The 2,888-nt window shown below is 42.9% G+C and carries 2 protein-coding genes and 1 tRNA gene; 1 reads left to right on the top strand and 2 read right to left on the bottom strand.

Annotated elements, in window-relative coordinates:
- Positions 1 to 21: 21 nt before the first annotated feature.
- Positions 22 to 95: transfer RNA gene (locus tag ACO1R6_RS21435), tRNA-Arg, on the bottom strand.
- Between the two features lie 73 nt (positions 96 to 168).
- Positions 169 to 885, bottom strand: a complete 717-nt coding sequence (locus tag ACO1R6_RS21430; RefSeq protein WP_486267160.1) for a TVP38/TMEM64 family protein — start codon at positions 883 to 885, stop codon at positions 169 to 171.
- Between the two features lie 242 nt (positions 886 to 1,127).
- On the opposite strand from ACO1R6_RS21430, the gene ACO1R6_RS21425 reads away from it, so the two are divergent.
- Positions 1,128 to 2,267: a cystathionine gamma-synthase gene (locus ACO1R6_RS21425; RefSeq protein WP_486267159.1), complete on the top strand. Its 1,140-nt coding sequence runs from the start codon at positions 1,128 to 1,130 to the stop codon at positions 2,265 to 2,267.
- The last annotated feature ends 621 nt before the right edge of the window (positions 2,268 to 2,888 follow it).

The raw sequence follows: 2,888 nt of genomic DNA, 5'->3' as shown, positions 1-2,888 counted from the left end.
GTAAGTGGCTTTTCTTCTTAGTGGTCGCGTAGGGAGTCGAACCCCAAACCTTCTGATTCGTAGTCAGATGCTCTATCCAGTTGAGCTACGTGACCAGCTTTCTCGTTTTGAGAGCACAAAGATAAGCCCATTTTTTTATTAAAAGCAAGCCTTTTTAAAAAAAATACTTTATTTTTTTATTTCGCTGGTGCGGCGTAAAGCCTTTTTTAGAGCCCGGTCAAAAACATAATAAAGCCCAAAAAGCGAAATAATAATTAAACCAATCACCAATATTTTGCCTTCGTTGCCAGCACTGGGATCGTTTAGCAACGTTATAATATTCTGGGCCTGAGTACCTACCCAAAAAAAGAAAAGCGTACGGGGGAGCATGCCCACCATACTGGCCAGGAGAAATTTCAGGCGGTTTACGCGTAAAAGCGAGAGCACAAAAGTCATGAAAGCAAAAGGTAAAACCGGCGAAATCCGGCTTAAAATAATCAGGCTCCAGCTTTGTTCCCGCAGTTCGTCCATAACGGCGCCGGCTTTTTTAAACCGGTGTAAGAAAGCCAGCATTTTACCGTGGTCTATTAGTTGGGCAACGCTGTACCCCAGTAAAGCTGCTACCCCGTAAGAGAACACCACCCCCGCAAAACCCGGCCAACCCAAATAATAACCAGTTACCAAAGCTACAAAAGTAGTAGGCGTAAGGGCGAAAGCCATGGTAAAAGCTGCCACCATAAAGTAAAGTAATATTTGCCCTATGTTCAGGTTTTGCAGCACGTTCTGATAGCTGTACAGGTAAAAAACCAGCGTAGAACTTACCAGCACCGGAACGGCTACGAGTAAAAACAGCGAAAAAAAAGTAGAGGCATTTTTTAATAAAAGTTCTTTTAGCACTTGCACCATAGAGCTTGGTTTGAGCGATGAAAGTTAAACGTAAAAATTTAAATCCGGCAGAATAATTAAACTCCGGCCTTCCTGAATGGGTTTATACCAGTATAAGGTACGGGTAATTACGCCTAAACAGCTAAATTTATTTAAATAGAAAAGTTGCCCACGCAATTAATGGCGGGTAAGCCTTGTATTAAAACCTGCAACTTTTGATAAACTAATCCTGTAACTTGCAACCAGAAACCTGAGACGAAATTATGAAATTCGGAACCAAAACCATTCACGCGGGCGTACACCCCGACCCAACTACCGGCGCCGTCATGACGCCAATTTACCAAACGTCTACTTATGCACAGAAATCGCCCGGCGACCACAAAGGCTACGAATATTCCCGTACCCATAACCCAACCCGCACCCAATTGCAAAATGCGCTGGCCGCGCTCGAAAACGGAAAATTTGGATTATGTTTTGCGTCGGGTATGGCCGCCATTGATGCGGTGGTAAAATTATTAAAACCCGGCGACGAAGTTATTTCTACGAATGATTTGTACGGGGGCAGCTACCGCATTTTTACAAAGATTTTTCAGCAGTACGGCATTAAATTTACCTTTATCCCGATGGGCGATATTTCTACTGTCGAAAGTTATATAAATGCCAATACCCGTTTGCTCTGGCTCGAAACACCTACCAACCCCTTATTAAATATTATTGATATACAAGGTGCGGCCGCAATTGCCAAAAAGCACAATATTTTGCTGGCCGTAGATAATACCTTTGCTACACCTTACCTGCAAACACCATTAGATTTAGGCGCCGACCTGGTAATGCACTCTTTAACCAAATACATGGGCGGGCACTCCGATGTGGTAATGGGCGCATTAATAGTAAACGACGAAGATTTGGCCCAGCGCCTGGCTTTTATCCAGAATGCCAGCGGCGGCACACCGGGTCCGCAAGATTGTTTTTTGCTTTTACGGGGTTTAAAAACCTTGCACGTGCGCATGCAACGCCATTGCGAAAACGGCCGGGCCGTAGCCGAATATTTGCAAAAACACCCCAAAGTAGAAAAAGTATTCTGGCCTGGTTTTGCGGAGCACCCCAACCACCACATTGCCCGTGCGCAAATGCGCGACTTTGGCGGGATGATTTCTTTTGTGCTAAAAGGCGACCGCCAGGAAGATGCCATTCAGGTGCTGGAGAAATTTAAATATTTTACCCTAGCCGAATCGTTGGGTGGCGTAGAGTCGTTGTGTGGGCACCCAGCCAGCATGACGCATGCCAGCATACCCCAGGTAGAACGCCTGAAAGGTGGTTTAAGTGATTCTCTTATCCGGCTAAGCGTAGGTATTGAGGATATCGACGACCTATTGGAAGACCTGGAGCAAGCCATTGGTTAAATTTTAGTTTTCCGATATTAGCTATTCGATTTTTTGAATTGGAATCATATAAAAACAAAGCAGCCGGTTGTACTAACCGGCTGCTTTGTTTTATAACCAATATTTATTAAATATTTTAAGAGGAAGTTACATCTTAAGAGTAAGCTATTTCCCTCATCCAAAATCCTTCTCCTGAAGGTGAGGGATTTAAGTTACCCATTTAGTAATTTGCAAATTCGATAATTCTAGTTATACAGCAAACAGATGATAGAAAGCATCAACTTAAAAGAACCCATTTGCCGGGCTTCCTTTCTCGGCGCGGCTACGATTAGGACACGAGTATAAAAATCATCCTGTCATGCTAAAAGCATCTATTGTTTAGAAAGTAAAGTAGTATACGAAGCTATTACGAAAGTTGCCTGTAAGTCAATCTAACCAATAGTTCTTTCCAAGATGACAGAGAATAAAATGATTTTTATTAAGAAAAAATAGCCTATAAATTACCAATGTATTTAGGAGAAGGGACCAGGGAACAAGGTGCCATTCAAGCTTTATTAAAGTTCATCCGAACAACAAGATTAATTCTTCTCCAGAATCTGGAAAAGTTCGTGGAGTTTAGGCGTTAAAATAATTTCGGTGCGG

The organism is Adhaeribacter sp. (assembly GCF_057359045.1).
The sequence above is the reverse complement of the archived record's forward strand: the minus strand, read 5'-3'. Positions and strand labels throughout refer to the sequence as shown.